Consider the following 19,361-nt stretch of genomic DNA (forward strand, 5'->3'; position numbering starts at 1 on the left):
CATTATTCAGCAACCTACACAATAAGGACCCACGAACATGGCTAAGGGTAAGTTCGAACGGACGAAGCCGCACGTGAACGTCGGCACGATCGGCCACGTTGACCACGGCAAGACCACGCTGACCGCGGCGATCACGACGATCCTGTCGAAGAAGTTCGGCGGCGAAGCGAAGGCCTACGACCAGATCGACGCGGCACCGGAAGAAAAGGCGCGTGGCATCACGATCAACACCGCGCACGTCGAGTACGAGACCGAAAGCCGTCACTACGCGCACGTTGACTGCCCGGGTCACGCGGACTACGTGAAGAACATGATCACCGGCGCGGCGCAGATGGACGGCGCGATCCTGGTGTGCTCGGCCGCCGACGGCCCGATGCCGCAGACGCGCGAGCACATCCTGCTGGCGCGCCAGGTTGGTGTGCCCTACATCATCGTGTTCCTGAACAAGTGCGACATGGTCGACGACGAGGAGCTGCTCGAGCTGGTCGAGATGGAAGTGCGCGAACTGCTGTCCAAGTACGACTTCCCGGGCGACGACATCCCCATCGTCAAGGGTTCTGCGCTGAAGGCGCTCGAGGGCGACCAGTCGCCGATCGGTGAGCCGGCGATCCTGGAGCTGGCCGCGGCGCTGGACTCCTACATCCCGACCCCGGAGCGCGCGATCGACAAGCCCTTCCTGCTGCCGATCGAAGACGTGTTCTCGATCTCGGGCCGCGGCACGGTGGTGACCGGTCGGGTCGAGCGCGGCATCGTCAAGGTCGGCGAGGAAATCGAGATCGTCGGCATCAAGCCCACGGTCAAGACCACCTGCACCGGCGTGGAGATGTTCCGCAAGCTGCTCGACCAGGGCCAGGCCGGCGACAACGTCGGCGTGCTGCTGCGCGGCACCAAGCGTGAAGACGTCGAGCGCGGCCAGGTGCTGTGCAAGCCGGGTTCGATCACCCCGCACACCCACTTCACCGGCGAGATCTACGTGCTGAGCAAGGAAGAGGGCGGCCGTCACACCCCGTTCTTCAACAACTACCGTCCGCAGTTCTACTTCCGTACCACGGACGTGACCGGTTCGATCTCGCTGCCCGAAGGCACCGAGATGGTCATGCCGGGCGACAACGTGTCGATCACCGTCAAGCTGATCTGCCCGATCGCCATGGAAGAGGGCCTGCGCTTCGCGATCCGCGAAGGCGGCCGCACCGTCGGCGCCGGCGTCGTCGCCAAGATCATCGAGTAATTCGCTCGTGTGCGGGCGGTGCCGGTGGCACCGTCCGCCTGTTCTTTTCGCTCTTTTTGCCCGATCCGCTCTTTAGGAACAAGCTCATGCAAAACCAGAAAATCCGCATCCGTCTGAAGGCGTTCGATTACCGCCTGATCGATCAGTCGGCACTCGAAATCGTCGAGACCGCGAAGCGTACCGGCGCCGTGGTGCGCGGTCCCGTGCCGCTGCCGACGCGTATCGAGCGCTTTGATCTGCTGCGCTCGCCGCACGTCAACAAGTCGTCGCGCGACCAGATGGAAATCCGTACCCACCAGCGCCTGATGGATATCATCGATCCGACCGACAAGACGGTCGACGCGCTGATGAAGCTGGACCTTCCCGCCGGTGTGGATGTCGAGATCAAGCTCCAGTAAGCATTCGCTGCTTGCGGAAGTTTGCAACGGGCCGGTATAATCCGGCCTTTGTGCCTTTTGGTGCATTAATTGTGACCCCCGGTCAATCGCAACCGGGATTCAGGAGAAAAAAATGAGTCTAGGCCTTGTTGGACGCAAGGTCGGCATGACTCGCATCTTCGCCGAGGATGGCAGGACCATCCCGGTGACGGTGCTTGACGTGTCGGACAATCGTGTGTCCCAGATCAAGACGAGCGACACCGACGGTTATTCCGCGGTGCAGATCGCTTATGGCAAGCGTCGTGCCAGTCGCATCACCAAGCCGGTCGCGGGGCATCTCGCGAAGGCGGGTGTCGAACCCTGCCGCGGCATCAAGGAATTCCGTGTCGAATCCGAGCAACTCGCCAGCTTCAATGCCGGCGATCTCCTCGGTGCGGATCTCTTTCAGGTCGGGCAGAAGGTCGATGTGTCCGGTGTGACCATCGGCAAGGGCTTCTCGGGCCCGATCAAGCGCCACAACTTCTCGTCGAACCGCGCTTCGCACGGTAACTCGATTTCGCACAATTCGCCGGGCTCCATCGGCATGGCCCAGGATCCGGGTCGTGTGTTTCCGGGCAAGCGCATGGCCGGCCAGTACGGCAACGTGCAGCGCACCACCCAGGGGCTTGAAATCGTTCGCGTCGATGTGGAGCGTCAGCTCCTTCTCGTGAAGGGTGCGGTGCCCGGTGCCAAGGGTGGCGACGTCGTCGTCCGTCCGGCGGTCAAGGCCTGAGGAGCGCGCAATGGAATTGAAACTCTTGAATGACCAGGGTCAGGCGGCGTCGACGCTTCAGGCGTCCGATGTGCTGTTCGGCCGTGACTACAACGAAGCGCTGGTGCACCAGGTCGTGACCGCCTACATGGCGAATGCGCGCTCGGGCAATCGCAAGCAGAAAGGTCGCGCGGAGATCGCGAAGTCGACCCGCAAGCCGTTCCGCCAGAAGGGTACGGGCAATGCCCGCGCCGGTATGGCGTCGAGCCCGCTGTGGCGTGGCGGCGGCAAGATCTTCCCGAACACCCCGGACGAAAACTTCAGCCAGAAGGTCAACCGCAAGATGTATCGCGCCGGTGTTGCCGCGATCCTGTCGCAGCTGGCCCGTGAAGACCGCCTTGCGGTGGTGGATAGCTTCAGTGTCGAAGCTCCGAAGACCCGCCTGTTGTCGCAGAAGCTCAAGGGCATGGGTCTGGATTCGGTTCTGGTGATTACCGATGCAATCGACGAGAACCTGTTCCTGTCTTCGCGCAACCTGCACCAGGTCCTGGTGCTCGAGGTGAATGAGGCGGATCCGGTGTCGCTCGTGCGCTTCCCGAAGGTGCTGGTCACCAAGGGTGCGCTGGCGAAGATGGAGGAAGCGTGGCAATGAGCGCGATCAGTCAGGAACGTCTGCTGCAGGTGCTGCTCGCCCCGCAGATCTCCGAGAAGGCGACTTACATCGCCGACAAGAACGAGCAGGTGGTATTCAAGGTTGCTTCCGATGCAACCAAGCCCGAAGTGAAGGCGGCGGTCGAGTCGCTGTTCAAGGTCGAGGTCGAGTCGGTGCAGATCGCGAACGTCAAGGGCAAGGTCAAGCGTTTCGGCAAGACGATGGGTCGGCGCAAGGACTGGAAGAAGGCCTTCGTCTGCCTCAAGCCCGGCCAGGAAATCAACTTTGCGGCTGGGGAGTGATAAGTCATGGCACTGGTAAAACTGAAGCCCACTTCTGCGGGCCGTCGCGCCCAGGTGAAGGTGGTCAACCCCAATCTGTACAAGGGTCGCCCCGTCTCCAGCCTGGTCGAGAAGCAGAGCAAGAACGCCGGCCGCAATAACAACGGCCGCATCACCGTCCGCCACCAGGGTGGCGGTCACAAGCAGCACTACCGCCTGGTCGACTTCCGTCGTAACAAGGACGGCATTCCGGCGAAGGTCGAGCGCATCGAGTACGACCCGAATCGCTCCGCCCATCTCGCGCTGCTGTGCTACGCCGACGGCGAGCGCCGCTACATCATCGCTCCGCGCGGGGTGGAAGTCGGTCAGCAGCTGATCAGCGGCTCCGAGGCGCCGATCAAGCCGGGCAATACCCTGCCGATCCGCAACATCCCGGTCGGTTCGACGATTCACTGCATCGAAATGACGCCGGGCAAGGGTGCGCAGATCGCGCGTGCAGCCGGAACCTCGGTTCAGCTGCTTGCCCGCGAAGGCTCCTACGCTCAGCTTCGACTGCGTTCCGGCGAAATCCGCCGCGTCCATGTCGAGTGCCGCGCCACCATCGGCGAAGTCGGCAATGAAGAGCATGGCCTGCGCAAGATCGGCAAGGCTGGCGCCAATCGCTGGCGCGGCATCCGGCCGACCGTGCGCGGTGTGGCGATGAACCCGGTCGATCACCCGCATGGTGGTGGTGAAGGCCGTACGGGTGAAGCGCGCGAGCCGGTGAGCCCGTGGGGTACGCCGAGCAAGGGTTATCGGACGCGTTCGAACAAGCGCACCGACAACATGATCGTGCAGCGTCGTCACAAGCGTTAAGGGGTAAAAGATGGCACGTTCTATCAAGAAAGGCCCGTTCATCGACGCGCACCTCCTGAAGAAGGTCGACGCGGTGCGGACGAGCAACGACAAGCGCCCGATCAAGACCTGGTCGCGCCGTTCCACGATCCTGCCCGACTTCATCGGTCTGACGATCGCTGTCCATAACGGCAAGCAGCACATTCCGGTGTTCGTGACCGAGAACATGGTCGGACACAAGCTGGGCGAATTCGCGCTGACGCGGACCTTCAAGGGTCATGCCGCCAGCAAGAAAGCCAAGCGTTAAGGGGATACGACGACATGGAAACCAAAGCAATTCTCCGTGGCGTGCGCCTGTCGGCCCAGAAGGGCCGGCTGGTGGCTGACCTGATCCGTGGCAAGCGCGTCGATCTGGCGCTCAACACCCTGGCGTTCTCGCCCAAGAAGGGCGCGAAGATCATCCGCAAGGTGCTCGAATCCGCGATCGCCAATGCCGAGCACAACGATGGCGCCGATATCGACACGCTGAAGGTCAAGACCATTCACGTGGAAGAGGGCATGACGCTGAAGCGTTTCACCGCGCGTGCAAAGGGTCGCGGCAACCGCATCCTCAAGCCCACCTGCCACGTCTACGTGACTGTCGGCGAGTAAGGAGTAAATATGGGTCAGAAAATCCATCCTACCGGCTTCCGTCTCGCCGTCACGCGTGATTGGGGTTCGCGCTGGTTCGCTTCCAGCCGTGACTATTCCGGCATGCTGCACGAGGACCTGAAGGTCCGTGATTACCTGAAGAAGCGCCTGGCGCACGCCTCGGTCGGTCGCGTGATCATCGAGCGTCCGGCCAAGAATGCGCGCATCACGCTGTACAGCGCCCGCCCGGGTGTGGTGATCGGCAAGAAAGGCGAGGACATCGAGGCGCTCAAGCGTGATCTGCAGAAGATCATGGGCGTGCCGGTGCATGTCAACATCGAGGAAGTGCGCAAGCCCGAAGTCGATGCGAAGCTGGTGGCCGACTCGATCGCCCAGCAGCTCGAGAAGCGGATCATGTTCCGCCGCGCGATGAAGCGCGCGATGCAGAACGCGATGCGTCTGGGTGCCCAGGGCATCAAGATCATGAGCTCGGGTCGCCTGAACGGCGCCGAGATCGCCCGGACCGAGTGGTACCGCGAAGGCCGTGTACCGCTGCATACCCTGCGCGCCAACATCGATTACGGCGTGTCGGAGGCGAAGACCACCTACGGCATCATCGGCATCAAGGTGTGGGTGTTCAAGGGCGAGATGCTGGGTCGCAACGAGCAGCCGGTCGCGACCGAGCCCGAAGCCGATAACCGTCGTGGCCGCCGTGGCGCGCCGCGCGATGGCGAGGGTCGCCCGGGTCGCCGTCCCGCCCGTCGTGGCGAAGGTCGGCAAGAAGAAAGCAGGAGTGAATGATGCTGCAACCGACTAGAAGAAAGTATCGGAAGGAGCAGAAGGGCCGCAATACCGGCGTTGCTACCCGCGGCGCCAAGGTGTCCTTCGGCGAGTACGGTCTGAAGGCGGTCGGCCGCGGCCGACTGACCGCGCGCCAGATCGAATCTGCGCGGCGTGCGATGACCCGTCACATCAAACGCGGCGGTCGGATCTGGATCCGCATTTTCCCGGACAAGCCGATCTCGAAGAAGCCGGCGGAAGTCCGGATGGGTAACGGCAAGGGTAACCCCGAGTACTGGGTCGCCGAGATTCAGCCGGGCAAGGTGCTCTACGAAATGGACGGCGTGGCTGAAGAGCTCGCTCGCGAAGCTTTCCGGCTTGCTGCCGCCAAGCTGCCGATCGAGACCGTGTTCGTTACCCGTCAGATTGGGGGTTGAACATGAAAGCCACTGAACTCCGCGCCAAGAGCGCCGATGAATTGAACAATGAGTTGCTCGAGCTGCTGAAGGCGCAGTTTTCGCTGCGCATGCAGCACGCCACTCAGCAACTGGGCAACACGAGTCAGATCGGGAAGGTTCGCCGCGACATCGCGCGTGTCCGTACCATCCTGCGCGAAAAGGCGGGTCAGCAATGAGCGAACAAGTTGAAAAGGTTCGTCGCGCGCTGGTTGGGCGTGTGGTGAGCGACAAGATGCAGAAGACGGTGACCGTCCTCGTCGAGCGCCGGGTCAAGCACCCGTTGTACGGCAAGGTCATTACCCGTTCGGCGAAGTACCACGCGCACGTCGAAGATGGTGTGGCCGCAGCCGGGGATCTCGTGGAAATCGAGGAATGCCGTCCGATTTCGCGTACCAAGACCTGGCGGGTCGCCAAGGTGCTCGAAAAGGCACGCATCATCTGACCAGAGTTACAAGCAAGTAGCAGAAAAAACAGCTTGGCACTACTGTGCCAGGCTGTTATACTTTTGCCTCTTTGCTCCGGGGCTCGCTCGGGGCATCCAGCCCTGACGGGTTCCAAGACTGTCCGCGCATGCGGGATAAGTTGGAGATACTTTCATGATTCAAATGCAGTCCAAGCTGGACGTGGCCGATAATTCCGGCGCGCGCTCGGTGATGTGCATCAAGGTCCTGGGTGGGTCGAAGCGCCGCTATGCCGGCGTCGGCGACATCATCAAGGTCACGGTGAAGGATGCTGCGCCGCGTGGCCGCGCCAAGAAAGGCGACGTCTACAATGCGGTCGTTGTGCGCACCGCCAAGGGTGTCCGCCGTCCCGACGGTTCGCTGATCAAGTTCGACAACAACGCGGCCGTGCTTCTGAACAACAAGCTCGAGCCGATCGGTACCCGCATCTTCGGGCCGGTCACGCGCGAGCTGCGCACCGAGCGGTTCATGAAGATCGTCTCGCTGGCGCCCGAAGTGCTCTGAGGAGTCCGTAGATGAACAAGATCCGCAAGGGTGACGAAGTAGTGGTGCTGACGGGCAAGGATCGTGGCCGTCGTGGTGCCGTGCTGCGCCGCGTTGATGACGAGCGCGTCGTGGTTGAGGGTGTGAATCGGGTGAAGAAGCATGTTCGCCCGAATCCGCTCAAGGGTGAGGTGGGTGGCATCGTCGAGAAGGAAATGCCCATCCACGTGTCGAATGTCGCGCTGTTCAATCCCGCGACCCAGAAGGGTGAGCGTGTCGGGATCAAGACGCTTGAGGATGGCCGCAAGGTCCGCTTCTTCAAGTCGAACGGCGAGCTGGTGAACGCCTAAGGAGTGACGATGGCTCGCTTGCAACAAGTTTACAAGGACGAAGTCGCGCCGGCGCTGCAGCAGCAGTTCGGCTACGAGTCCGTGATGGAAGTTCCGCGCATCACCAAGATCACCCTGAACATGGGCGTGGGTGAGGCGGTTGGTGACAAGAAGATCCTGGAGAACGCCGTTGGCGACATGACCAAGATCGCTGGCCAGAAGCCGGTCACCACCAAGGCGCGGAAGTCGATTGCCGGCTTCAAGATCCGTGATGGCTATCCGATCGGCTGCATGGTCACGCTGCGCGGTCCGCGCATGTTCGAGTTTCTCGATCGCCTGATCACGATCGCGCTGCCGCGTGTGCGCGACTTCCGCGGGATCGCCTCGAAAGGCTTCGACGGTCGTGGCAACTACAACCTCGGTGTCAAGGAACAGATCATTTTCCCTGAAATCGAGTACGACAAGATCGATGCGCTGCGCGGCATGAACATCAGCATCACGACCACGGCGAAGACGGACGAGGAAGCGCGTGCACTCCTCGGTGCGTTCAAGTTCCCGTTCAAGAATTGAGGGTGATATGGCGAAACTCGCTCTGATCAATCGCGAAGCGAAGCGTGCCAAGCTGGTGGAAAAATTCGCCGCCAAGCGTGCCGCGCTCGTCGCGCAGGTCAAGGACAGCAACCTGTCCGAAGAAGAACGCATGGCCGCTCGCCTGGCCCTGCAGCAACTGCCCCGTAACGCCAATCCGACGCGCCAGCGCAACCGCTGCGCGCTGACTGGGCGTCCGCGCGGTGTTTTTCGCAAGTTCGGTCTGTGCCGCAACAAGCTGCGCGAAATCGCGTTCCGTGGCGAAGTGCCCGGAATGACCAAGGCGAGCTGGTAAGGAGAATTCGAAGATGAGTATGTCCGATCCGATCGCCGACATGCTGACGCGCATCCGCAACGGCCAGCAGGCCCAGAAGGCAACGGTTTCGATGCCTTCCTCGAAGCTGAAGGTTGCGATCGCCAAAGTGTTGCAGGACGAAGGTTACATCGACGCTTACACCGTGCGCGATGAGGCTGGCAAGGCCTCGCTCGACGTGACGCTGAAATACTACGCCGGCCGTCCGGTCATCGAGCGCATCGAGCGCGTGAGCCGTCCGGGGTTGCGTATCTACAAGGGCAGCGAGGATCTGCCGCGGGTGATGAACGGCCTCGGTGTCGCCATCGTGTCCACGCCGCGCGGTGTGATGACCGACCGTTCGGCGCGCGCCAATCGCGTTGGCGGCGAAGTCATCTGCCTCGTCGCATAAGGGGGGAACGATGTCTCGTGTAGCGAAGAATCCGGTCGTGATCCCGCAAGGGGTGGAAATCAGCATTTCCGCCTCCGAGGTTGCGGTCAAGGGCCCGCTGGGCTCACTCATCCAGCCGCTGAGCGCTGCGGTCAGCGTCGAGCGTGAAGGCGATGCCCTGGTGTGCAAGGCCCGCGACGGCGTACCCAACGCACGTGCGATGTCGGGTACCGTGCGCGCCCTTCTGAACAACATGGTTACCGGGGTCTCGAAGGGTTTCGAGCGCAAGCTGACGCTTGTCGGGGTGGGCTATCGCGCCCAGGCCCAGGGTGACAAGCTGAACCTGTCGCTGGGCTTCTCGCATCCGGTAGTACACCAGATGCCGGCCGGGGTGAAGGTTGAAACTCCGACCCAGACCGAGGTCGTGATCAAGGGCATCGACAAGCAGCAGGTCGGCCAGGTCGCAGCCGAGGTGCGTGCCTACCGCGCTCCCGAGCCCTACAAGGGCAAGGGCGTCCGATACTCGGACGAAGTGGTGGTCCTCAAGGAAACCAAGAAGAAGTAAGGCGGTTCGTCATGAACAAGAAAGAAACTCGTCTTCGCCGTGCGCGCAAAACTCGCGCCAAGATTGCGGAGCTCAAGGCGGTTCGCCTGACGGTGTTCCGGTCCAACTGCCACATCTACGCCCAGGTCATTTCGGGTTGCGGTTCCCGCGTGCTCGCGGCCGCTTCGACGGTCGAGGCCGATGTCCGCGCCCAGGCCCCGAACGGCGGCAACAAGGCTGCGGCCGAGCTCGTCGGCAAGCTGATTGCCGAACGCGCCAAGGCTGCCGGTGTCGAGCAGGTCTCGTTCGACCGCTCGGGCTTCCTGTATCACGGCCGCGTGAAGGCGCTGGCCGAGGCTGCCCGTGAAGGCGGCCTCAAGTTCTAAGCGAGGAATCGTATGGCCAAGCAGCAAACCAAACGTGCGCAAGCCTCCGACGAGCGCGATGACGGCCTGAAGGAAAAAATGGTCGCGATCAATCGCGTGACCAAGGTCGTCAAGGGCGGCCGTATCCTCGGCTTCGCCGCGCTGACCGTGGTCGGCGACGGCGACGGTGGCATCGGCATGGGCAAGGGTAAGTCCCGTGAAGTTCCGGTGGCGGTGCAGAAGGCGATGGACGAAGCGCGTCGCAAGATGCGCAAGGTGTCCCTCAAGAGTGGCACCCTGCAGCACACCGTGATCGGCAAGCACGGCGCCGCCTCGGTGCTGATGCAGCCCGCTCCGGCCGGTACCGGCATCATCGCCGGCGGTCCGATGCGTGCCGTATTCGAGGTGATGGGCGTGACCGACGTCATCTGCAAGTGCATCGGCTCCGCCAATCCGTACAACGTCGTCCGTGCCACGATCAACGGCCTGATGGCGATCAACACCCCGGCGGAAATTGCAGCCAAGCGCGGCAAGTCCGTCGAAGAAATCCTGGGGTAAGCGATGTCGGACAAGAAAATCAAGGTGACGCTCGTCAAGAGCGTGATCGGCACCAAGCAGTCCCACCGCGCCACCGTGCGCGGCCTCGGCCTGCGCCGGCTCAACCACACGGTCGAGCTGGCGGACACGCCCGAAGTCCGGGGCATGGTCAACAAGGTGTCCTACCTGCTCAAGTGCGAGGGTTGAAATGCGCCTGAATACCATCAAGCCTGGTGACGGTTCGAAAAAGACGGCACGCCGCGTCGGCCGTGGCATGGGCAGCGGCCTGGGCAAGACCTGCGGTCGCGGCCACAAGGGCCAGAAATCGCGCGCCGGCGGCTTCCACAAGGTTGGCTTCGAAGGCGGCCAGATGCCGCTCCAGCGTCGTCTTCCGAAGCGTGGCTTCGTGTCGCTGACGCGTGCGCGCAACGTTGAGGTGCGCCTGTCCGAGCTGGACAAGCTGCCGGTCGATGAAGTCGATCTGCTGACGCTGAAGCAGGCCGGTGTGATCGCCGCGGACGCACTGTCTGCCAAGGTCGTGCTGTCGGGTGCGATCAACCGCAAGGTTGTGTTGCGCGGTGTCGGTGCCACCCAGGGTGCCAAGGCAGCGATCGAAGCTGCCGGCGGTTCCGTGGCGGCCGAGTAAACAAGGAAAACGGTTGTGGCGAATCCTGCTGCCACGCTGGGAAACACGGGGCGGTTCGGCGACCTCAAGCGTCGCCTGCTGTTCCTCGTGGGCGCGCTGATCGTCTATCGCATCGGCGCCCATATCCCGGTTCCCGGGATCGACCCCGAGCGACTGGGCGAACTGTTCCAGTCCCAGGCGGGTGGCATCCTCGGGGTGTTCAACCTGTTCTCGGGCGGCGCGCTGTCCCGCTTTACCATCTTCGCGTTGGGCATCATGCCTTACATCTCGGCCTCGATCATCATGCAACTGATGACGGTCGCGGTGCCGCAGCTGGAGGCGCTGAAGAAGGAAGGCGAGGCCGGAAGGCGCAAGATCACGCAGTACACCCGTTACGGAACGCTGCTGCTTGCCTTCGCTCAATCGCTGGGGATCGCGATTGCACTTGAAGGTCAGCCGGGCCTGGTGCTCGATCCGGGGCTGATGTTCCGCTTCGTCACCCTGGCGACGCTGGTGACCGGAACGATGTTCCTGATGTGGCTGGGCGAGCAGATCACCGAGCGCGGCATCGGCAACGGCATTTCGATCATCATCTTCGCAGGTATCGTCGCGGGGCTGCCGAGCGCGATCGGTGGGTTGTTCGAACTGGTCCGCACCGGTGCGATGCATCCCTTCACTGCGCTGTTCATCTGTGTGCTGGTGGCGCTGGTGACGGCTTTCGTGGTGTTCGTCGAGCGCGGTCAGCGCAAGATCCTGGTCAATTACGCCAAGCGTCAGGTCGGCAACAAGGTGTACGGCGGGCAAAGCTCCCACCTTCCGCTGAAGCTGAACATGTCGGGTGTGATTCCGCCGATCTTCGCCTCCAGCATCATCCTGTTCCCGGCGACGCTGGGGCAGTGGTTCGGCTCTTCCGAGGGCATGTACTGGCTGCGTGACATCGCATCCACGCTGTCGCCGGGTCAGCCGATCTACGTCATGCTGTATGCGCTGGCGATCGTGTTCTTCTGCTTCTTCTACACGGCATTGGTATTCAATGCACGGGAGACGGCAGACAACCTGAAGAAAAGCGGTGCGTTTGTTCCCGGGATTCGACCCGGCGATCAGACCGCTCGCTACATCGACAAGATTCTCATGCGGCTGACGCTGGCCGGGGCGGTGTATATCACCCTGGTCTGCCTGCTGCCCGAGTTCCTGATCCTGAAGTGGAATGTACCGTTCTATTTCGGCGGCACTTCGCTGCTGATCATCGTGGTGGTCACGATGGACTTCATGGCCCAGGTTCAGGCGTTCGTGATGTCGCACCAGTATGAGAGTCTGCTGAAAAAGGCGAATTTCAAGGGGGCGGGTTTCCCGGGCAGGTAAGTCCATGTCGAAGGAAGATGTGATTGAAATGCAGGGCGAGGTTACCGAAAACCTCCCGAATGCAACATTCCGCGTCAGGCTCGAGAACGGACACTACGTCCTTGGCCACATTTCCGGGAAGATGCGGATGCACTACATCCGGATCCTGCCCGGCGACAAGGTGACCGTACAGCTCACCCCCTACGACCTGACCAAGGGCCGGATCGTTTTCCGGACCAAGTGAAGAACAGAGAAACAGGAGCAAGACCATGAGAGTCCAGGCATCGGTAAAGCGGCTTTGCCGCAATTGCAAGATCGTTCGCCGCAAGGGAGTGGTTCGCGTAATTTGCAGCGATCCGCGGCACAAGCAGCGCCAGGGTTGATCTAGTCAACGCCAGGTATTAGAATTTAATGTTTCGCATTTTGGGGTAGACGGATGGCCCGTATTGCTGGGGTAAACATTCCCAATCACAAGCATGCCGAGATCGCGCTGACCGCCATCTATGGGATCGGCCGTTCGCGTGCTCAAAAGATTTGCGACGCTGCCGGTATCCAGCGTTCGGTGAAGGTCAAGGATCTGACCGAGTCGGACATGGAGAAGCTGCGTGACGAAGTCGGTCGCTTCGTCGTCGAAGGCGACCTGCGTCGTGAAGTCACCATGAACATCAAGCGACTGATGGACCTGGGCTGCTATCGCGGCGTTCGTCATCGTCGTGGCCTGCCGATGCGCGGTCAGCGTACCCGCACCAACGCCCGCACCCGCAAGGGCCCGCGCAAGGCGATCGCCGGCAAGAAGTAATAGGAACCGATAATGGCTAAGACTGGAACGAAGGTTCGTAAGAAGATCAAGAAGAACGTCGCGGAAGGTATCGCGCACGTTCACGCGAGCTTCAATAATACGATCATCACCATCACCGACCGTCAGGGCAACGCGCTGTCGTGGGCGACTTCGGGTGGCGCGGGCTTCAAGGGTTCGCGCAAGAGTACGCCGTTCGCAGCCCAGGTGGCGGCTGAAGCGGCCGGTAAGGTCGCTCAGGAATGCGGCATCAAGAACCTCGAAGTTCGCATCAAGGGCCCCGGCCCGGGCCGCGAGTCTTCGGTTCGCGCTCTGAATGCGCTGGGGATCAAGATTTCCAGCATCACGGACATCACCCCCATTCCGCATAACGGCTGCCGTCCGCCGAAAAAGCGTCGTATCTGACAAGGAGTTGATAAGTGGCTCGTAATCTCGATCCCAAGTGCCGTCAGTGCCGTCGCGAAGGCGAAAAGCTGTTTCTGAAGGGCGAAAAGTGTTTCACCGACAAGTGCGCCATCGAGCGCCGCGCCTATGCGCCGGGCCAGCATGGCCAGCGTTCCGGTCAGCGTCTGTCGGGGTATGGCGTTCAGCTGCGTGAGAAGCAGAAGATTCGCCGTCTGTACGGTGTTCTCGAGCGTCAGTTCCGCAAGGTTTACGCCGAAGCCGACCGTCGCCGCGGTCAGACCGGTGAGAACCTGCTCCAGCTGCTCGAAGGCCGCCTCGACTCCGTCGCCTACCGCATGGGCTTCGGTGCTTCGCGTGCCGAAGCGCGCCAGGTCGTACGCCACAATGGCGTGTTGGTCAATGGAAAGCGCGTGAACATTCCGTCGTATGTGGTGCGCCCGGGCGACGTGCTCGAGCTGACCGAGCGTGCGCGGAATCACCTGCGGGTCAAGGCTGCGCTCGAAGCCGCCGGTTCGCGTGGCTTCCCGGAGTGGCTCGACGTCGATACCAAGGCCGGCAAGGGCGTGTTCAAGGCCTATCCGGTGCGCAGCGAACTGCCTGCTACGATCAATGAAGGCCTGGTCGTGGAACTGTACTCCCGCTGACCGGGAGACGGGTCCTCTTCTAGTTCCGAGGGAATGCTGATGCAAAGCAATGCACTGCTGAAACCGCGCATCATCGACGTCCAGAGTACCTCGCCGGTCCAGGCGCGGGTGACGATGGAGCCGTTCGAGCGCGGCTTCGGCCATACGCTGGGGAATGCGCTGCGGCGCATCCTGCTGTCGTCCCTGCCGGGGCATGCGGCTACGGAAGTGACGATCGAAGGCGTGCTTCACGAGTATTCGACGCTCGACGGGGTGCGCGAGGACATCGTCGATCTGCTGCTCAACCTGAAGGGCGTGGTGTTCAAGCTGCATAACCGCAGCGAGACCACCCTGCGTCTGGCCAAGTCCGGCGAAGGTGTGGTGACTGCGGGTGATATCGAAATCGGTCACGACGTCGAAATCATCAATCCCGATCACGTCATCGCCCATCTGGCGCCCGGCGGCAAGCTCGACATGCAGATCAAGGTCGAGGCCGGGCGGGGCTATGTTCCCGGCAACGCTCGTCCGGCCAATGCCGAGAGCAAGTCGATCGGACACGTCGTGCTCGACGCTTCGTTCGGTCCGGTGCGCCGCGTCAGCTACCTCGTCGAAAGTGCGCGTGTCGAACAGCGTACCGACCTCGACCGTCTGATCATCGACATCGAGACCAACGGCGCGGTCGATCCGGAAGAGGCCATCCGCTTTGCCGCGCGTGTGCTGATGGATCAGCTGTCGGTGTTCGCCGATCTGGAGGGCACGCCCACTGCACCCCAGGCGGCGGCGGAACCGAAGATCGATCCGGTGTTGCTGCGCCCGGTGGATGACCTGGAGCTGACGGTGCGTTCGGCGAACTGCCTGAAAGCCGAGAACATCTACTACATCGGTGATCTGATCCAGCGCACCGAGACCGAGCTGCTGAAGACCCCGAACCTGGGTCGCAAGTCGCTCAACGAGATCAAGGAAGTGTTGGCCTCCCGCGGGCTGACGCTTGGCATGAAACTGGAAAACTGGCCGCCGGCCGGGCTTGAGAAGCTCGGTTGAATCGCCGGGCAAGTGAGGAATTGAAATGCGTCACCGTAACGGTCTTCGCAAGCTGAATCGTACCAGCAGCCACCGCCAGGCGATGTTCCGCAACATGGCCAACTCGCTGCTGCGCCACGAAGTCATCAAAACGACCCTGCCGAAGGCGAAGGAACTGCGCCGGGTGGTCGAGCCGATGATCACCCTGGGCAAGAAGCCCAGCCTGTCGAACCGTCGCCTCGCGTTCAACCGCCTGCGCGATCGCGACATGGTGGTCAAACTGTTCGACGAGCTGGGGCCGCGCTACGCCGCTCGCAATGGCGGCTACCTGCGCATCCTGAAGTGCGGTTTCCGCGATGGCGACAACGCGCCGATGGCCTACATCGAGTTGCTCGATCGTCCGGACGTCGAGGCGGTCGAAGTGGAAGAAGCGGAAGCGGCCTGATTTCGGGGCGCTCGCAAACGAAGAACCGGGCCCGGCCCGGTTTTTTTTCGCTTGCCTGTAAATCCGGCCCCGCAGGGGGCGAGTCGGAGGAGGTCCGCCATGGGGGCGATCCTGGTTACGGGGGGAGCGGGCTACATCGGCTCCCATACCTGCGTCGAACTGCTCGAGGCAGGGCGTGAAGTCGTCATCGTCGATGACCTCTCGAACGCCTCGTGGGAGGCGGTGCGCCGGGTCGAGGAGATCGGCGGCGCCCCGCTGGCGGGTTTCGTCCAGGCGGACGTGCGCGATCGGGCGGCCTTGACCGGAGTGTTTGCGGCATTCGACATCGAGGCGGTGATCCATTTCGCCGCCAGGAAGGCGGTGGGCGAATCGGTCGCGCAGCCGCTGGCGTATTACGACAACAACCTCCAGGGCCTGCTCGGTGTCCTCCAGGCGATGGACGAAGCTGGTTGCCGGCGGATGGTGTTCAGTTCGTCGGCGACGGTGTATGGCGCTTCGGCGCCGATGCCCGTTACCGAGGATGCGCCCACTTCCGCGACCAACCCCTACGGCTGGACCAAGCTGATGGGCGAGCAGATCCTGCGCGATCTGGCCACTTCGGACCCGCACTGGAACATCGTCCTGCTGCGCTATTTCAATCCGGTCGGCGCCCATCCGAGCGGGCACATCGGCGAGGACCCCGAAGGGCTGCCGAATAACCTGATGCCCTTCGTCAGCCAGGTCGCGGTGGGACGTCTGCCCCGCCTGCAGGTGTTCGGTGGCGACTACCCCACCCCCGACGGCACCGGGGTGCGCGACTACATCCACGTGGTGGATCTGGCGCAGGGCCATCTGCGTGCACTGGAGAAAATCGACCGCCTGCCCGGAGCCACAACGCTCAACTTGGGAACGGGGCGCGGCTACAGCGTGCTGGAAATGATCCGCGCCTTCGAGCAGGTATCGGGGCGCGCGGTGCCGTACGACATCGTCGCCCGGCGGGGGGGTGACGTCGCCGCCTGCTGGGCCGATCCTGCACGCGCCGAGGCGGTGCTGGGCTGGCGCGCGCTACGCGATCTCGCGGCGATGTGCGAGGACGCCTGGCGCTGGCAGCGGCGCAACCCGCAGGGCTACCGGGGCGCTGCGTTTGCTCCGGAAGACGGCGTGTAGGCGGGATCGCCTGCGGCGTGGCCGCGCGCCTCGAGCAGGCGGCGCAGATAGCGCCCGGTGTGGCTGGCGTGAGCGGCGGCGACGTCTTCCGGCGTACCCTGGCACACCACCCGCCCGCCGCCGTCGCCGCCCTCCGGGCCCATGTCGATGATCCAGTCGGCGGTCTTGATGACGTCGAGGTTGTGCTCGATGACGACGATGGTGTTGCCGTGGTCGCGCAGGCGGTGGAGCACCTTCAGCAGCAGTTCGATGTCCTGGAAGTGGAGGCCAGTGGTCGGTTCGTCGAGGATGTAGAGGGTGCGCCCGGTGTCGCGCTTGGAGAGCTCGAGCGCCAGTTTCACCCGCTGGGCCTCGCCTCCCGACAGTGTGGTCGCGCTCTGGCCGAGGCGGATGTAGCCCAGGCCCACGTCCACCAGGGTGTCGAGCTTGCGCGCCACCGCCGGCGCCGCGCGGAAGAAGTCCTGCGCCTGCTCGACGGTCATTTCCAGCACGTCGTGGATGCTGCGGCCCTTGTAGCGGATTTCCAGGGTCTCGCGGTTGTAGCGCTTGCCGTGGCAGATGTCGCAGGGCACGTACATGTCGGGCAGGAAGTGCATCTCGACCTTGATCAGGCCGTCGCCCTGGCAGGCCTCGCAGCGTCCGCCGCGCACGTTGAAGGAAAAGCGTCCCGGCCCGTAGCCGCGCGCGCGCGCTTCGGGAACGCCGGCGAAGAGCTCGCGGATCGGCGTCAGCAGGCCGGTGTAGGTCGCCGGGTTGGAACGCGGGGTACGCCCGATCGGCGACTGGTCGACGCTGATCACCTTGTCGAAGGCGTCGAGGCCGACGATGTCATCGTGTGCCGCCGCCTCGGTGGTGGAACCGTACAGGCGACGTGCCGCGGCGGCGGCGAGGGTGTCGTTGACGAGCGTCGATTTGCCCGAGCCGGACACTCCGGTGACGCAGGTGAACAGGCCGCCGGGAAAGTCCACCGTGACGTTTTTCAGGTTGTTGCCGCGCGCGCCGGCGATGCGCAGCTGACGTGCTGGATCGGGTGCCGTGCGCCGCGCCGGGGAGGGGATCGCGCGCCGTCCGGCGAGATAGTCACCGGTCATCGAGGCCGGGTTGGCGATCACTTCGGCCGGGGTGCCGTGGGCGACGATGCGACCGCCGTGCTCGCCCGCGCCCGGCCCCATGTCCACGAGGTAGTCGGCGCTGCGGATCGCGTCTTCGTCGTGCTCGACCACGATTACGGTGTTGCCCAGGTCGCGCAACTGGCCGAGGGTGGCCAGCAGGCGGTCGTTGTCGCGCTGATGCAGGCCGATCGACGGCTCGTCGAGGACGTACATGACGCCGGTGAGGCCCGAGCCGATCTGGCTCGCCAGGCGGATGCGCTGCGCCTCGCCGCCGGACAGGGTGTCGGCGGAGCGCTCGAGCGACAGATAGTCGAGGCCGACATTGATCAGGAAGCCGAGGCGGTCGGAAACTTCCTTGACGATCTTGTCCGCGACCTGGGCGCGCGCGCCGCTGAGCTGCAGCCCGGCGAAGAAGTGCTGGCACTGGCCCAGCGGCAAGCGGCCAATCTCGTGCAGGGCGCGTCCGCCGATCCGCACATGACGGGCTTCGGCGCGCAGGCGGCTGCCGCTACAGCCCGGGCAGGCGCGGGTCGCACGGTACTTGCCCAGTTCTTCGCGCACCGCCGTCGAGTCGGTTTCGCGCAGGCGGCGTTCGAGGTTGGGGATGATGCCTTCGAAGGGGTGCTCCTTGGGCACCATGCGGCCATTGTCCGCCATGTAGCGGAACGCGATCTTGTCGCGCCCGGAACCGAACAGCACCACTTCGCGGACTTTCTCCGGCAGCGCCTCGAATGCCGCCTCGATGTCGAAGCGGTAGTGCGCGGCGAGGCTCGCAAGCATCTGGAAGTAGAACTGGTTGCGCCGGTCCCAGCCGCGGATCGCGCCCGAGGCCAGCGACAGCTCGGGATGCGCGACCACCCGCGCCGGATCGAAGTACTCGACCTGGCCGAGGCCGTCGCACTTCGGGCAGGCGCCGGCCGGGTTGTTGAACGAGAACAGGCGGGGTTCGAGCTCGGCCAGCGCGAAGCTGCACACCGGGCAGGCGAAGCGGGCGGAAAACAGGTGCTCGCGCGCGCTGTCCATCTCGACCGCGAGCGCCCGGCCGTCGGCGTGGGTGAGCGCGGTCTCGAAGGATTCGGCGAGGCGGCTGCGTAGTTCGGGGCGCACTTTGAGGCGGTCGATCACCACCTCGATGGTGTGGCGACGGCCTTTCTCCAGCGCCGGCAGGGTATCGAGCTCGTGCACCTGGCCATCGACCCGCACGCGCACGAAGCCCTGCGCGCGCAACTCGGCGAACAGTTCGTGCTGCTCGCCCTTGCGCTCGCTGACGACCGGGGCGAGGATCATCAGCCGGGTCTCCTCCGGCAGCGCCAGCACGTGGTCGACCATCTGTGCCACGCTCTGCGCCTCCAGTGCGTGCTCGGGGTGCTCGGGGCAGTGCGGGGTGCCGGCGCGGGCATAGAGCAGGCGCAGGTAGTCGTGGATTTCGGTGACGGTGCCCACGGTGGAGCGCGGGTTGTGGCTGGTCGCTTTCTGCTCGATCGAGATCGCCGGCGACAGGCCTTCGATCAGGTCCACGTCCGGTTTTTCCATCAGCTGCAGGAACTGGCGTGCGTAGGCCGACAGCGACTCGACGTAGCGGCGCTGACCTTCGGCGTACAGGGTATCGAAGGCCAGCGAGGACTTGCCCGAGCCCGACAGGCCGGTGATCACGGTCAGCCGGTTGCGCGGCAGATCGATGCTGACGTTCTTGAGGTTGTGGGTGCGGGCACCGCGGATGCGGATTTCGTCCATGGAGGCGCCTGACTGGAGGTGGACGCCCGACTATACGAGAGAAGGCGGCGCGCAGCCAACCGCGAGTGGAGGCGGAGGAGGGCGCGCCGGTTAATGCGGGTCAAGGACTCCAGCCAGGTCGGCGATGATAGAA

Annotated in this window: 32 protein-coding genes; 31 read left to right on the plus strand and 1 reads right to left on the minus strand. The window is 63.5% G+C overall.

The window, feature by feature from the left end; translation table 11 throughout:
* Positions 1–37: 37 nt before the first annotated feature.
* The 31 genes from tuf to galE all read left to right on the plus strand — a co-directional run bounded on the left by tuf (position 38) and on the right by galE (position 16,382).
* Positions 38–1,228 (plus strand): elongation factor Tu, encoded by a 1,191-nt coding sequence (gene tuf, locus Tchl_RS08725; RefSeq protein ID WP_075148051.1) that lies wholly within the window; start codon positions 38–40, stop codon positions 1,226–1,228.
* A gap of 86 nt (positions 1,229–1,314) precedes the next feature.
* A complete protein-coding gene (gene rpsJ, locus Tchl_RS08730) occupies positions 1,315–1,626 on the plus strand; it encodes a 30S ribosomal protein S10 (RefSeq protein WP_004258173.1) in 312 nt (103 codons plus the stop codon).
* Positions 1,627–1,738: 112 nt separating this feature from the next.
* Positions 1,739–2,377 carry a 50S ribosomal protein L3 gene (gene rplC / locus Tchl_RS08735; protein WP_075148063.1) on the plus strand — a complete coding sequence of 213 codons (639 nt, stop codon included), beginning with the start codon at positions 1,739–1,741 and terminating at the stop codon, positions 2,375–2,377.
* A 10-nt stretch (positions 2,378–2,387) separates the two neighbouring features.
* Positions 2,388–3,008 carry a 50S ribosomal protein L4 gene (gene rplD / locus Tchl_RS08740; RefSeq protein WP_075148064.1) on the plus strand — a complete coding sequence of 207 codons (621 nt, stop codon included), beginning with the start codon at positions 2,388–2,390 and terminating at the stop codon, positions 3,006–3,008.
* Positions 3,005–3,310 (plus strand): 50S ribosomal protein L23, encoded by a 306-nt coding sequence (rplW, locus tag Tchl_RS08745; protein WP_075148065.1) that lies wholly within the window; start codon positions 3,005–3,007, stop codon positions 3,308–3,310. The genes rplD and rplW overlap by 4 nt, the downstream gene beginning before the upstream one ends.
* 6 nt (positions 3,311–3,316) lie before the next feature.
* Positions 3,317–4,144, plus strand: a complete 828-nt coding sequence (gene rplB, locus Tchl_RS08750) for a 50S ribosomal protein L2 (RefSeq protein WP_075148066.1) — start codon at positions 3,317–3,319, stop codon at positions 4,142–4,144.
* A 10-nt stretch (positions 4,145–4,154) separates the two neighbouring features.
* Positions 4,155–4,430 carry a 30S ribosomal protein S19 gene (gene rpsS, locus Tchl_RS08755; RefSeq protein ID WP_004332378.1) on the plus strand — a complete coding sequence of 92 codons (276 nt, stop codon included), beginning with the start codon at positions 4,155–4,157 and terminating at the stop codon, positions 4,428–4,430.
* 14 nt (positions 4,431–4,444) lie between these two features.
* On the plus strand, positions 4,445–4,774 hold the full coding sequence (gene rplV, locus Tchl_RS08760; protein WP_075148067.1) for a 50S ribosomal protein L22: 330 nt from the start codon (positions 4,445–4,447) through the stop codon (positions 4,772–4,774).
* A gap of 9 nt (positions 4,775–4,783) precedes the next feature.
* Positions 4,784–5,554: a 30S ribosomal protein S3 gene (gene rpsC / locus Tchl_RS08765; RefSeq protein WP_075148068.1), complete on the plus strand. Its 771-nt coding sequence runs from the start codon at positions 4,784–4,786 to the stop codon at positions 5,552–5,554.
* On the plus strand, positions 5,554–5,970 hold the full coding sequence (rplP, locus tag Tchl_RS08770) for a 50S ribosomal protein L16 (protein ID WP_002931592.1): 417 nt from the start codon (positions 5,554–5,556) through the stop codon (positions 5,968–5,970). Before rpsC ends, rplP begins: the two co-directional genes overlap by 1 nt.
* Before the next feature lie 2 nt (positions 5,971–5,972).
* Complete coding sequence (gene rpmC, locus Tchl_RS08775) at positions 5,973–6,167, plus strand: 50S ribosomal protein L29 (RefSeq protein ID WP_075148069.1); 195 nt, start codon at positions 5,973–5,975, stop codon at positions 6,165–6,167.
* On the plus strand, positions 6,164–6,433 hold the full coding sequence (gene rpsQ / locus Tchl_RS08780; RefSeq protein WP_075148070.1) for a 30S ribosomal protein S17: 270 nt from the start codon (positions 6,164–6,166) through the stop codon (positions 6,431–6,433). The genes rpmC and rpsQ overlap by 4 nt, the downstream gene beginning before the upstream one ends.
* Positions 6,434–6,587: 154 nt before the next feature.
* Positions 6,588–6,956 (plus strand): 50S ribosomal protein L14, encoded by a 369-nt coding sequence (gene rplN / locus Tchl_RS08785; RefSeq protein ID WP_075148071.1) that lies wholly within the window; start codon positions 6,588–6,590, stop codon positions 6,954–6,956.
* An 11-nt stretch (positions 6,957–6,967) separates the two neighbouring features.
* Complete coding sequence (gene rplX / locus Tchl_RS08790; protein WP_075148072.1) at positions 6,968–7,285, plus strand: 50S ribosomal protein L24; 318 nt, start codon at positions 6,968–6,970, stop codon at positions 7,283–7,285.
* A 9-nt stretch (positions 7,286–7,294) separates the two neighbouring features.
* The gene (gene rplE / locus Tchl_RS08795) at positions 7,295–7,834 is read left to right on the plus strand and encodes a 50S ribosomal protein L5 (RefSeq protein WP_075148073.1); all 540 of its coding nucleotides are present in this window, start codon (positions 7,295–7,297) and stop codon (positions 7,832–7,834) included.
* A 7-nt stretch (positions 7,835–7,841) separates the two neighbouring features.
* Positions 7,842–8,147, plus strand: a complete 306-nt coding sequence (rpsN, locus tag Tchl_RS08800) for a 30S ribosomal protein S14 (RefSeq protein WP_075148074.1) — start codon at positions 7,842–7,844, stop codon at positions 8,145–8,147.
* A 13-nt stretch (positions 8,148–8,160) separates the two neighbouring features.
* Positions 8,161–8,556, plus strand: coding sequence for a 30S ribosomal protein S8 (gene rpsH, locus Tchl_RS08805; protein WP_075148075.1), 396 nt, complete (start codon positions 8,161–8,163; stop codon positions 8,554–8,556).
* A gap of 10 nt (positions 8,557–8,566) precedes the next feature.
* Entirely contained in the window at positions 8,567–9,100 is a 534-nt protein-coding gene (gene rplF / locus Tchl_RS08810; RefSeq protein ID WP_075148076.1) for a 50S ribosomal protein L6, read from the plus strand.
* An 11-nt stretch (positions 9,101–9,111) separates the two neighbouring features.
* Positions 9,112–9,465 carry a 50S ribosomal protein L18 gene (gene rplR, locus Tchl_RS08815; RefSeq protein ID WP_075148077.1) on the plus strand — a complete coding sequence of 118 codons (354 nt, stop codon included), beginning with the start codon at positions 9,112–9,114 and terminating at the stop codon, positions 9,463–9,465.
* A gap of 12 nt (positions 9,466–9,477) precedes the next feature.
* On the plus strand, positions 9,478–10,002 hold the full coding sequence (gene rpsE / locus Tchl_RS08820) for a 30S ribosomal protein S5 (protein ID WP_075148078.1): 525 nt from the start codon (positions 9,478–9,480) through the stop codon (positions 10,000–10,002).
* 3 nt (positions 10,003–10,005) lie between these two features.
* Positions 10,006–10,188, plus strand: coding sequence for a 50S ribosomal protein L30 (gene rpmD, locus Tchl_RS08825; protein ID WP_075148079.1), 183 nt, complete (start codon positions 10,006–10,008; stop codon positions 10,186–10,188).
* Position 10,189: 1 nt separating this feature from the next.
* Entirely contained in the window at positions 10,190–10,627 is a 438-nt protein-coding gene (rplO, locus tag Tchl_RS08830) for a 50S ribosomal protein L15 (protein ID WP_075148080.1), read from the plus strand.
* 15 nt (positions 10,628–10,642) lie between these two features.
* Positions 10,643–11,968 (plus strand): preprotein translocase subunit SecY, encoded by a 1,326-nt coding sequence (secY, locus tag Tchl_RS08835; RefSeq protein WP_075148081.1) that lies wholly within the window; start codon positions 10,643–10,645, stop codon positions 11,966–11,968.
* A 4-nt stretch (positions 11,969–11,972) separates the two neighbouring features.
* Entirely contained in the window at positions 11,973–12,191 is a 219-nt protein-coding gene (infA, locus tag Tchl_RS08840; RefSeq protein WP_075148082.1) for a translation initiation factor IF-1, read from the plus strand.
* A 25-nt stretch (positions 12,192–12,216) separates the two neighbouring features.
* Entirely contained in the window at positions 12,217–12,330 is a 114-nt protein-coding gene (rpmJ, locus tag Tchl_RS08845; RefSeq protein ID WP_075148083.1) for a 50S ribosomal protein L36, read from the plus strand.
* A 53-nt stretch (positions 12,331–12,383) separates the two neighbouring features.
* The gene (gene rpsM / locus Tchl_RS08850; protein WP_075148084.1) at positions 12,384–12,746 is read left to right on the plus strand and encodes a 30S ribosomal protein S13; all 363 of its coding nucleotides are present in this window, start codon (positions 12,384–12,386) and stop codon (positions 12,744–12,746) included.
* 12 nt (positions 12,747–12,758) lie between these two features.
* Positions 12,759–13,148 (plus strand): 30S ribosomal protein S11, encoded by a 390-nt coding sequence (gene rpsK, locus Tchl_RS08855; protein ID WP_075148085.1) that lies wholly within the window; start codon positions 12,759–12,761, stop codon positions 13,146–13,148.
* Positions 13,149–13,162: 14 nt separating this feature from the next.
* Positions 13,163–13,792, plus strand: coding sequence for a 30S ribosomal protein S4 (gene rpsD, locus Tchl_RS08860; protein ID WP_075148086.1), 630 nt, complete (start codon positions 13,163–13,165; stop codon positions 13,790–13,792).
* Positions 13,793–13,831: 39 nt separating this feature from the next.
* Positions 13,832–14,812 (plus strand): DNA-directed RNA polymerase subunit alpha, encoded by a 981-nt coding sequence (locus Tchl_RS08865; RefSeq protein ID WP_075149660.1) that lies wholly within the window; start codon positions 13,832–13,834, stop codon positions 14,810–14,812.
* A gap of 25 nt (positions 14,813–14,837) precedes the next feature.
* Complete coding sequence (gene rplQ, locus Tchl_RS08870; protein ID WP_075148087.1) at positions 14,838–15,236, plus strand: 50S ribosomal protein L17; 399 nt, start codon at positions 14,838–14,840, stop codon at positions 15,234–15,236.
* Between the two features lie 99 nt (positions 15,237–15,335).
* Positions 15,336–16,382, plus strand: a complete 1,047-nt coding sequence (galE, locus tag Tchl_RS08875) for a UDP-glucose 4-epimerase GalE (RefSeq protein WP_075148088.1) — start codon at positions 15,336–15,338, stop codon at positions 16,380–16,382.
* Here galE and uvrA read toward each other — a convergent pair.
* The gene (gene uvrA, locus Tchl_RS08880) at positions 16,343–19,228 is read right to left on the minus strand and encodes an excinuclease ABC subunit UvrA (protein ID WP_075148089.1); all 2,886 of its coding nucleotides are present in this window, start codon (positions 19,226–19,228) and stop codon (positions 16,343–16,345) included. The genes galE and uvrA overlap by 40 nt on opposite strands.
* Between the last annotated feature and the right edge of the window lie 133 nt (positions 19,229–19,361).

Source organism: Thauera chlorobenzoica, from assembly GCF_001922305.1.
Classification (GTDB): Bacteria; Pseudomonadota; Gammaproteobacteria; order Burkholderiales; family Rhodocyclaceae; genus Thauera; species Thauera chlorobenzoica.

What these genes read in the sequence shown, in the direction of transcription:
- tuf (WP_075148051.1), top strand. Translation starts at nt 38, where the DNA reads ATGGCTAAGGGTAAGTTCGAACGGACGAAGCCGCACGTGAACGTCGGC.
- rpsJ (WP_004258173.1), top strand. Translation starts at nt 1,315, where the DNA reads ATGCAAAACCAGAAAATCCGCATCCGTCTGAAGGCGTTCGATTACCGC.
- rplC (WP_075148063.1), top strand. Translation starts at nt 1,739, where the DNA reads ATGAGTCTAGGCCTTGTTGGACGCAAGGTCGGCATGACTCGCATCTTC.
- rplD (WP_075148064.1), top strand. Translation starts at nt 2,388, where the DNA reads ATGGAATTGAAACTCTTGAATGACCAGGGTCAGGCGGCGTCGACGCTT.
- rplW (WP_075148065.1), top strand. Translation starts at nt 3,005, where the DNA reads ATGAGCGCGATCAGTCAGGAACGTCTGCTGCAGGTGCTGCTCGCCCCG.
- rplB (WP_075148066.1), top strand. Translation starts at nt 3,317, where the DNA reads ATGGCACTGGTAAAACTGAAGCCCACTTCTGCGGGCCGTCGCGCCCAG.
- rpsS (WP_004332378.1), top strand. Translation starts at nt 4,155, where the DNA reads ATGGCACGTTCTATCAAGAAAGGCCCGTTCATCGACGCGCACCTCCTG.
- rplV (WP_075148067.1), top strand. Translation starts at nt 4,445, where the DNA reads ATGGAAACCAAAGCAATTCTCCGTGGCGTGCGCCTGTCGGCCCAGAAG.
- rpsC (WP_075148068.1), top strand. Translation starts at nt 4,784, where the DNA reads ATGGGTCAGAAAATCCATCCTACCGGCTTCCGTCTCGCCGTCACGCGT.
- rplP (WP_002931592.1), top strand. Translation starts at nt 5,554, where the DNA reads ATGCTGCAACCGACTAGAAGAAAGTATCGGAAGGAGCAGAAGGGCCGC.
- rpmC (WP_075148069.1), top strand. Translation starts at nt 5,973, where the DNA reads ATGAAAGCCACTGAACTCCGCGCCAAGAGCGCCGATGAATTGAACAAT.
- rpsQ (WP_075148070.1), top strand. Translation starts at nt 6,164, where the DNA reads ATGAGCGAACAAGTTGAAAAGGTTCGTCGCGCGCTGGTTGGGCGTGTG.
- rplN (WP_075148071.1), top strand. Translation starts at nt 6,588, where the DNA reads ATGATTCAAATGCAGTCCAAGCTGGACGTGGCCGATAATTCCGGCGCG.
- rplX (WP_075148072.1), top strand. Translation starts at nt 6,968, where the DNA reads ATGAACAAGATCCGCAAGGGTGACGAAGTAGTGGTGCTGACGGGCAAG.
- rplE (WP_075148073.1), top strand. Translation starts at nt 7,295, where the DNA reads ATGGCTCGCTTGCAACAAGTTTACAAGGACGAAGTCGCGCCGGCGCTG.
- rpsN (WP_075148074.1), top strand. Translation starts at nt 7,842, where the DNA reads ATGGCGAAACTCGCTCTGATCAATCGCGAAGCGAAGCGTGCCAAGCTG.
- rpsH (WP_075148075.1), top strand. Translation starts at nt 8,161, where the DNA reads ATGAGTATGTCCGATCCGATCGCCGACATGCTGACGCGCATCCGCAAC.
- rplF (WP_075148076.1), top strand. Translation starts at nt 8,567, where the DNA reads ATGTCTCGTGTAGCGAAGAATCCGGTCGTGATCCCGCAAGGGGTGGAA.
- rplR (WP_075148077.1), top strand. Translation starts at nt 9,112, where the DNA reads ATGAACAAGAAAGAAACTCGTCTTCGCCGTGCGCGCAAAACTCGCGCC.
- rpsE (WP_075148078.1), top strand. Translation starts at nt 9,478, where the DNA reads ATGGCCAAGCAGCAAACCAAACGTGCGCAAGCCTCCGACGAGCGCGAT.
- rpmD (WP_075148079.1), top strand. Translation starts at nt 10,006, where the DNA reads ATGTCGGACAAGAAAATCAAGGTGACGCTCGTCAAGAGCGTGATCGGC.
- rplO (WP_075148080.1), top strand. Translation starts at nt 10,190, where the DNA reads ATGCGCCTGAATACCATCAAGCCTGGTGACGGTTCGAAAAAGACGGCA.
- infA (WP_075148082.1), top strand. Translation starts at nt 11,973, where the DNA reads ATGTCGAAGGAAGATGTGATTGAAATGCAGGGCGAGGTTACCGAAAAC.
- rpmJ (WP_075148083.1), top strand. Translation starts at nt 12,217, where the DNA reads ATGAGAGTCCAGGCATCGGTAAAGCGGCTTTGCCGCAATTGCAAGATC.
- rpsM (WP_075148084.1), top strand. Translation starts at nt 12,384, where the DNA reads ATGGCCCGTATTGCTGGGGTAAACATTCCCAATCACAAGCATGCCGAG.
- rpsK (WP_075148085.1), top strand. Translation starts at nt 12,759, where the DNA reads ATGGCTAAGACTGGAACGAAGGTTCGTAAGAAGATCAAGAAGAACGTC.
- Tchl_RS08865 (WP_075149660.1), top strand. Translation starts at nt 13,832, where the DNA reads ATGCAAAGCAATGCACTGCTGAAACCGCGCATCATCGACGTCCAGAGT.
- rplQ (WP_075148087.1), top strand. Translation starts at nt 14,838, where the DNA reads ATGCGTCACCGTAACGGTCTTCGCAAGCTGAATCGTACCAGCAGCCAC.
- galE (WP_075148088.1), top strand. Translation starts at nt 15,336, where the DNA reads ATGGGGGCGATCCTGGTTACGGGGGGAGCGGGCTACATCGGCTCCCAT.
- uvrA (WP_075148089.1), bottom strand. Translation starts at nt 19,228, where the DNA reads ATGGACGAAATCCGCATCCGCGGTGCCCGCACCCACAACCTCAAGAAC.